General features: G+C 34.7%; 8 protein-coding genes, 9 tRNA genes and 1 pseudogene. 6 read left to right on the forward strand and 12 right to left on the reverse strand.

Annotation, left to right across the window (positions count from 1 at the left end; genetic code table 11):
• Position 1: 1 nt before the first annotated feature.
• Complete coding sequence (locus tag H7T92_RS03525; protein WP_070587869.1) at positions 2 to 439, reverse strand: zinc-dependent MarR family transcriptional regulator; 438 nt, start codon at positions 437 to 439, stop codon at positions 2 to 4.
• Between the two features lie 417 nt (positions 440 to 856).
• Between H7T92_RS03525 and H7T92_RS03530 the strand changes: the two genes are divergently transcribed.
• A complete protein-coding gene (locus H7T92_RS03530; protein WP_000968642.1) occupies positions 857 to 1,312 on the forward strand; it encodes an SRPBCC family protein in 456 nt (151 codons plus the stop codon).
• A gap of 132 nt (positions 1,313 to 1,444) precedes the next feature.
• On the opposite strand, the pseudogene H7T92_RS10510 reads toward H7T92_RS03530, so the two are convergent.
• Together H7T92_RS10510 and H7T92_RS03535 are read right to left on the reverse strand one after the other, a co-directional pair.
• Positions 1,445 to 1,549, reverse strand: a pseudogene (locus H7T92_RS10510) (IS30 family transposase); the annotation flags it as partial.
• Between the two features lie 125 nt (positions 1,550 to 1,674).
• Positions 1,675 to 2,127: a helix-turn-helix domain-containing protein gene (locus H7T92_RS03535; protein ID WP_048717498.1), complete on the reverse strand. Its 453-nt coding sequence runs from the start codon at positions 2,125 to 2,127 to the stop codon at positions 1,675 to 1,677.
• A gap of 321 nt (positions 2,128 to 2,448) precedes the next feature.
• On the opposite strand from H7T92_RS03535, the gene H7T92_RS03540 reads away from it, so the two are divergent.
• Genes H7T92_RS03540 through H7T92_RS03560 form a run of 5 tightly spaced genes read left to right on the forward strand, consistent with a single transcriptional unit; the run spans position 2,449 to position 5,939 of the window.
• A complete protein-coding gene (locus tag H7T92_RS03540; RefSeq protein ID WP_201037090.1) occupies positions 2,449 to 2,922 on the forward strand; it encodes a hypothetical protein in 474 nt (157 codons plus the stop codon).
• 40 nt (positions 2,923 to 2,962) lie between these two features.
• Positions 2,963 to 4,159 carry a replication initiation factor domain-containing protein gene (locus tag H7T92_RS03545; protein ID WP_049486502.1) on the forward strand — a complete coding sequence of 399 codons (1,197 nt, stop codon included), beginning with the start codon at positions 2,963 to 2,965 and terminating at the stop codon, positions 4,157 to 4,159.
• A gap of 2 nt (positions 4,160 to 4,161) precedes the next feature.
• Complete coding sequence (locus H7T92_RS03550; protein WP_049486503.1) at positions 4,162 to 4,548, forward strand: hypothetical protein; 387 nt, start codon at positions 4,162 to 4,164, stop codon at positions 4,546 to 4,548.
• Positions 4,549 to 4,607: 59 nt separating this feature from the next.
• Positions 4,608 to 4,802 (forward strand): DUF3173 domain-containing protein, encoded by a 195-nt coding sequence (locus tag H7T92_RS03555; RefSeq protein WP_000598356.1) that lies wholly within the window; start codon positions 4,608 to 4,610, stop codon positions 4,800 to 4,802.
• Positions 4,803 to 4,805: 3 nt separating this feature from the next.
• The gene (locus H7T92_RS03560; RefSeq protein WP_049486504.1) at positions 4,806 to 5,939 is read left to right on the forward strand and encodes a tyrosine-type recombinase/integrase; all 1,134 of its coding nucleotides are present in this window, start codon (positions 4,806 to 4,808) and stop codon (positions 5,937 to 5,939) included.
• Positions 5,940 to 6,013: 74 nt separating this feature from the next.
• On the opposite strand, the gene H7T92_RS03565 is transcribed toward H7T92_RS03560, so the two are convergent.
• The 9 genes from H7T92_RS03565 to H7T92_RS03605 all read right to left on the reverse strand — a co-directional run bounded on the left by H7T92_RS03565 (position 6,014) and on the right by H7T92_RS03605 (position 6,781).
• Positions 6,014 to 6,097: transfer RNA gene (locus tag H7T92_RS03565), tRNA-Leu, on the reverse strand.
• A 10-nt stretch (positions 6,098 to 6,107) separates the two neighbouring features.
• Positions 6,108 to 6,179 (reverse strand) — tRNA-Gln (locus H7T92_RS03570).
• Between the two features lie 16 nt (positions 6,180 to 6,195).
• Positions 6,196 to 6,268, reverse strand: a tRNA-His gene (locus H7T92_RS03575).
• Positions 6,269 to 6,280: 12 nt separating this feature from the next.
• Positions 6,281 to 6,351: transfer RNA gene (locus tag H7T92_RS03580), tRNA-Trp, on the reverse strand.
• A 6-nt stretch (positions 6,352 to 6,357) separates the two neighbouring features.
• Positions 6,358 to 6,438 (reverse strand) — tRNA-Tyr (locus H7T92_RS03585).
• A gap of 15 nt (positions 6,439 to 6,453) precedes the next feature.
• A tRNA-Phe gene (locus tag H7T92_RS03590) sits at positions 6,454 to 6,526 on the reverse strand.
• A 3-nt stretch (positions 6,527 to 6,529) separates the two neighbouring features.
• Positions 6,530 to 6,603, reverse strand: a tRNA-Met gene (locus tag H7T92_RS03595).
• A 9-nt stretch (positions 6,604 to 6,612) separates the two neighbouring features.
• Positions 6,613 to 6,702 (reverse strand) — tRNA-Ser (locus H7T92_RS03600).
• 7 nt (positions 6,703 to 6,709) lie between these two features.
• Positions 6,710 to 6,781 (reverse strand) — tRNA-Glu (locus H7T92_RS03605).
• Between the last annotated feature and the right edge of the window lie 2 nt (positions 6,782 to 6,783).

Below are 6,783 nucleotides of genomic sequence, written 5' to 3' on the forward strand. Positions count from 1 at the left end.
ACTATAACTCCTCTTCCAATAAATCTAAAAACCGCGAAATAACCCCTTGCTCATTCTTAGTAAACTTCGACAAAACATCCTCATAAGTGTGAAGGGTATGCTGATGGTGGTGCTGATGCTCTAATGCAATCGGCTTACCAATCTCAGTTAAGCGATAATAGAGAACACGAGCATCATTCTCATCGCGATAAGTCTCTAACATCCCCTGGCTTAATAAAGGTTTCACAGCCTTCGTGATAGCCGCCTGACTAACATTCAATTTCTTTGCTAAGACAGAATTGGTTAGAGCTTCATCAGAAACCAGCATCAAAATATGTTCCTGAGTGTTGGTTAATGAAACACCACTTGTACAAGAACCAACTAAAATCTCATGCTGATTTTCTGATAACAATAAAATAGAATTTAAAAATCGATCGATTTTATTTGCAACTTCAGACAAAATTAACTCCTTCTAATTCATTAAATGAAACTTTACCGGTTAATTATATCACAAAAAAGAAAAAAAATAAACAAAAAAAGGAGTAAAACTCCTTCATAATCTATACCGGCGGCCGGGGTCGAACCGGCACGTCCTTGCGGACACTGGATTTTGAGTTCTATGAATACACTTTTTAAATCTTATATCCTTGATTTAATAGGGTTTTGGGACTTTTGAATCTTGCAAAATAGACTCATTTTTCAAATTTTAGTAACTTTTTGGTAACACTCCATAACTTATCGTCCTAAGATCATCATCAGAGAATCTCGCTATCTTAATTATATTCTTCACTATTTTTAAAATAATTGCTATAATATAAGTCAATCATCAAAATGACTATTGATTGAAATTAATTTAAATAGAGAGGTGGCACTAGATATGATGGACTTTAATGTAGTATGTGATTTTAATGCACTTGTTTTTGCTGAAGAACATATAATTATTCATGCAGAAAGAGATAAAATTATGGCAGTATTATCTGAAATCAATAATTGGCATAACTGGCGTAATGGAATTTCAGAAATAAAATTATTAGCATCTCACATTCAAGAGGGGGCAAAATTTGAATGGAAATCAGGAGGTCTAAAATATAAATCCGAAATCCATACAGCTTCAGCTGCATGTTTTGGATGGACAGGTAATACAATAGGAGCTCATGCAATTCATAATTGGTATATAAAAAAATTATCAAATGGATCTTCTGAGGTTGTAGTTCAAGAGAGTTTAAGTGGCTGGTCTATCTTATTATTAAGGAAAATGATGAGACGTGAATTGCCTATCTTACTAAAAAAAGATCTTCAAGAGTTAAAATTTGCATGTGAAAATAAATTATAGAAGTAATTAGTTTTTTAAAAATGAATTTTAAATTTATTGACTGTATTAGCTAGAGTGATTGATTAGAGAGAGTCGATTTTGAGTCGGTTCTCTCTTTTTGTTAATGATAAATTGCAAGAATAAGTACAACATTTACTCAAACTCATCCACTAGAGCTTCACAAGCAGTTCTGTAAGCCAAATATTTTCGTTGTCGGTGATTGATATCATATAAGGGCTTGTTCAAAGCCTCATCAGAAGTTCTCTACCAGTGGATATCAGTCAAACTCTTTCCCCTTTCAACTATAAACAACCTTCATAAAATAAAATCACTCAACAAGAATATACTAATCTTTACCTATTGAAACTTAATCAAATAAACCATCAATCTGCATTAAAATAGTCAGAAACCTCTTTAAAAAGGGTATGCAATATTTCTTGCTCTTCTTCATCTAAATTATATTCAGAGACTAGCTCATCCAAATACTTAGGTAGAGTCGAATGGTTTTTAATTCCATTCATAACAATCGCAAATTTCAGATCGTCTAGTTCAGTTTTATTAAACCCTTTTAGCTTCTTCAAATCAATTCTAGTGATTGGATGTGGGACAACATCTAGAGTACTGTAAATCGTTTTTCCTAATAAGTAATCTGTCGTGGTATCAAATAATTTTGCTAATTTGACAACGGCTTCTAAATTAGGCTCTAAAGTTCCATTTTCCCAACGAGAATAAGTACCTTGTTGTACATCAATCATCTCAGAAACTTGTACTTGAGTTAACTTCTTACTCTTTCTCAGTTGCTTAAGACGATCTCCAAAAGAATTATTATTAAACATTGTTTCCTCTTCAATATTCGATTCTGTATATTTTAGCTTGACAAAATATTCTAAACGGTATAAAATAGAATTATTCCATAAGGAATATTTATTTTAAGATTAAATATTCCATTGAGAATATTATATCATAAAAGGAGGTAAAAGCGTATGTAACTAATAGTTCGATTTAAAAAATTTTAATAAAGGAGGTAAGATTCGACAAAATAAAAAAATCTTGAAACAAATGTGCCGTTCGTTCCAAGATCAAAACATATTATGTAACAATTATACCACAGAAAACTCTTCAGTTGCACAAGAAAATTTCGGAGGTTTCACAAAAAGATGACCAATAAAGAGTTAGTCAATCAAATTTCTGGCCTAAACTCTACCTCTACTCTTAAAAATTGGATTCAACTGATTAAAGAGATAAGTGGCAAGGAATTTAAAAAAATTAAAATTCCTATCAGTAGAAATCCAAGAACTCGTCAATTAAATTATACAGTTGCCTATGACTTTACAAACGAAGACCTTAGACAATTTCAAAAGTTAGCTAACCTAAAACTTGAAATAGGTCTAAAAGAGGCTATACAAGCCGTATTTGGGAGTCTAGCAGACAATGAGCACGAATCCCTAAACCAAGTAATAGATGAGCTCTACGATAAACTGAGCGCCTTAAAACAGGAATTCAAGCGAGAAATACGGTTGATAAAAAATGAGAATGCCAGTCTAAAAAAGAAAATCCAAGATATTGAAGAGTCGATGCAAACCGGCTTACTAGGGTTTGTTCAGAAGAGGTCAAAAAATAGGTTCGGCTAATAGCGAGTTTTCGGCTGAGCCATGAGGCAGAAAGCCGAAAATGAGCGTAAATGCGGACGGACCATTTTTGACCGTTAGGGTGTGTAGTAACACCACCCTCTGCAAGTTAGGTGTATCATCGAAAGAATTCAGTATTATCAAGGGTTTTAGAGATTTTATGGGTGGCAAAATTAGGCAAAAAGTTGAATCAAAATCTATGGCAAAAAATGAACATTTACGTTCTGTATTTGACTGGATTCAAATTCAGTTTGATAAGACTGAATTTTCGCCAAGAGAAATAATCGAAGACATTCTATTTCTTGATTATGACCTATTTATAGAGAATAAAGGGAGCCTTAAATACTATAACTATGATAGCCAGCTTCATCATGGAAATATCCGTATCTACTATGGAGCGAAAGAGTCGTCCTACATGCTTGTCATGTCAGGACAGGCACTCGAGTTCTTTAGAGATATGGTATTAGATCCAAATAGTCTGTCCGAAAGACAGTTTCTGAACAACCTCTACTACAATTACAATCAATTTTCAGTAAGACGAATTGATATTGCAATAGATGATTTTAATGAAACACCCTATTTCACTCCTAATCAGCTTCTAAAGATTTGTCAGAAGAAACGCTTTATATATGGAAAAAGCACCTACTACAATACCTACGGAGATGAAACAATCGGCCAGACCTTATATTTGAGAAAACCCAATGATGATGAAAGACTTAGAATTTACGATAAACGTTTAGAACGAGCTGAGAAGCTCGGTATCAGCAAGCGGTATATAGAAAATTGGATAAGAACTGAGTTAGAACTTAGGAAAGAAAAAGCTCACTACTTCATTCAAGAATGGTTGCATTCAGAAATAGATCTTCTCAACTTTACCAAGGGATATCTCAAAGAAAAAGTGAGATTCTATAGTGATAGCTATTTCTCAAAACCTTTGAGATCTTGGGAAAAGTTTTTAGGTCACTCAAAACCTGTCTCTATCATTATTTCAAAACCAAAAACAGAACTAGAACAAAAATTAGAATGGTTTACCTATAAAGGTTCTGGAGCTATTCTAAGAGCGTATAAATTTCTATACGACAATAACTTACTGCATGAGTATGAGAAATCAAACTATCTCGCACTCAACAATATGGAATATCCACCAGATTTAGCAAGTGGATTAATAGAAAGGGCAATTCTCTTTAAAAGAGAGGATTTAATCCCTACAATCAAAGAAAATATCAAAAGGAGAAATTAACTATGGCAAAAATGCTTTCACAAAATGACTGGAATTTTAATAACATTGGAACAAAATTTGAATTGGATGAAGTTATTCCAAAATTTGAAACGGAAGTCCGAGCAGATGTAAACGGAGAAATTATCAAAAACCGAGATGGTAGCGAAAGACGTTTTAATACCGATAAAATCATCGGTTGGAAATACAATGTAACAATCAAGGATGGACAATTCAAAAAGAAATCAACCCAAGTCTCAGTAGATAATCCAGAAGCTTTAGTCGATAATGACTATATCCAAGCAATGGATCAAGTACCAGTCACATTTGACAATTTACAAGCCACTATGATTAGTTCAACGATGTATTACAAGGCGGATGCTATCCATTTAGTAGATGTAAAACAAAAATAAGTATTAGACAAGGGGAGTTAATCCTCCCCTTACTTAATCTAATCAGAAAAGGAGATCACATGATTAAAACTGTAACAAAAGATGACCTTATCGAACTTGGATTTGCTCCAGGAACTGCAAGAAAGATTATCCATACCGGCAAATTACTATTAGTTAATCGTGGTTTTAACATCTACGATAACAAACGGATAGGTACAATTCCAGCTAGTGTCGCTGAAGAACTACTAGGAATTGAACTCCAGAAAGAAGCATAATGAATGACTATTCGTAAAACTAAAAGTGGTAAATGGACCGTTGATGTTTCTAATGGTTTCCACCCCGTCACACAAAAAAGAATACGTATCATTCGAAAAGGATTAAAATCTAAAAAGGAAGCCCTAGAACTAGAACAACATATTCGAGTTGTAGAATTAAAAGAGAAACAATTTGACTTTATAGTGACAACGGATATGTTATTCGACTTACTTGAAGAAGATGATTTGAAAAATGGCAGAAAAGTAAGCTACACAAGTACACAAAGAAACAATTATGAGCGTCATATTAAGCCTTATTTTAAAGATACAAATTTAAATAAATTAACGTATGACCATATATTCGAATTTCGTGAATACCTAAAAACAAAACCTAAAAAACAAAATGAAAATGAAACATTAAGTTATAATACAATTAATAAAATTCTAATTCTACTTAAAAAAATTTTTGATACTGGTATAAGAAAATCCCTCATTGATAAAAATCCTGTTGAGAATCTGAGAAAATTACCAATTAGCAAGCCTAATATCAAATTTTGGAGTATAGAAGAATTCACAAGATTTAGAGAACTTATTCGAGATGATGAAATAAGCTATGACCTGTTTTTCGTAATTGCTTTCTTTACTGGAATGAGAATGGGAGAAATCCTCGCATTGAACTGGAATGATATAAACCTTTTAACAAATACGATTTACGTTACCAAAACGGTATACTTTGTCAATAATACAAGCTACATTAATACAACAAAAACACGTTCAGGAACTAGAAATATAACAATAAATCAGAAATTAGCAGAAATGCTAATAGATTGGAAAGTAAAACAAAAAGAAAAACTTGAGGAATTTACGAAAAATACTGAAGAACTTCAAATAATACAGAGTACACCAATAACAATTACAAAAAATATGATTGATAAGAAGTTTAAGCAAATACTAGAAAGGGATAAAGATTTAAAGAAAATAAGAATTCATGATCTGAGACACTCTCATGCATCATTACTTATAAATCAAGGAGAAGATTATCTTGTTGTCAAAGAAAGATTAGGACACGCATCTATTACAACAACAATTGATACTTATTCCCATTTGTACCCTAGCAAACAGAAAACATTGGCTAATAAACTTGATGATTTATTTTAAAATGGAAAAAATTGGTAACTCGACACACAACAAAGAAAAAAAGACAAGGTCCGAAAACCTTGTCTTTATTACTATACCGGCGGCCGGGGTCGAACCGGCACGTCCTTGCGGACACTGGATTTTGAGTCCAGCGCGTCTGCCAATTCCGCCACGCCGGCATAAATTTAACTGGGGTAGCTGGATTCGAACCAACGCATGAGGGAGTCAAAGTCCCTTGCCTTACCGCTTGGCTATACCCCAATAATATTAATAAATAGGCGAGTGATGGGGATCGAACCCACGCATGCCAGAGCCACAATCTGGTGTGTTAACCACTTCACCACACCCGCCATAATTATTAACACGGGCAGTAGGAATTGAACCCACACTGAAGGTTTTGGAGACCTTAGTTCTACCTTTAAACTATGCCCGTAAAGGATGGAAGGGGAGGGATTCGAACCCCCGAACCCGAAGGAGCGGATTTACAGTCCGCCGCGTTTAGCCTCTTCGCTACCCTTCCTGATTATTGAATTGATGGCGCGAGACGGAATCGAACCGCCGACACATGGAGCTTCAATCCATTGCTCTACCAACTGAGCTACCGAGCCAAATTGCGGGAGCAGGATTTGAACCTACGACCTTCGGGTTATGAGCCCGACGAGCTACCGAGCTGCTCCATCCCGCGTTAATATTAAGGAGGATGTGGGATTCGAACCCACGCACGCTTTTACACGCCTGACGGTTTTCAAGACCGTTCCCTTCAGCCGGACTTGGGTAATCCTCCAAATATATAGTCCGTACGGGATTCGAACCCGTGTTACCGCCGTGAAAAGGCGGTGTCTTAACCCCTTGACCAACGGACCAT

The organism is Streptococcus parasanguinis, assembly GCF_016648855.1.
In the GTDB taxonomy this organism is placed as follows: Bacteria; Bacillota; Bacilli; order Lactobacillales; family Streptococcaceae; genus Streptococcus; species Streptococcus parasanguinis_L.

Bases quoted from the DNA above. Each gene is read 5' to 3' on its own strand.
- H7T92_RS03540 (WP_201037090.1), top strand. From the start codon at position 2,449: ATGACCAATAAAGAGTTAGTCAATCAAATTTCTGGCCTAAACTCTACC.
- H7T92_RS03535 (WP_048717498.1), bottom strand. From the start codon at position 2,127: ATGTTTAATAATAATTCTTTTGGAGATCGTCTTAAGCAACTGAGAAAG.
- H7T92_RS03555 (WP_000598356.1), top strand. From the start codon at position 4,608: ATGATTAAAACTGTAACAAAAGATGACCTTATCGAACTTGGATTTGCT.
- H7T92_RS03530 (WP_000968642.1), top strand. From the start codon at position 857: ATGATGGACTTTAATGTAGTATGTGATTTTAATGCACTTGTTTTTGCT.
- H7T92_RS03560 (WP_049486504.1), top strand. From the start codon at position 4,806: ATGACTATTCGTAAAACTAAAAGTGGTAAATGGACCGTTGATGTTTCT.
- H7T92_RS03545 (WP_049486502.1), top strand. From the start codon at position 2,963: ATGAGCGTAAATGCGGACGGACCATTTTTGACCGTTAGGGTGTGTAGT.
- H7T92_RS03550 (WP_049486503.1), top strand. From the start codon at position 4,162: ATGGCAAAAATGCTTTCACAAAATGACTGGAATTTTAATAACATTGGA.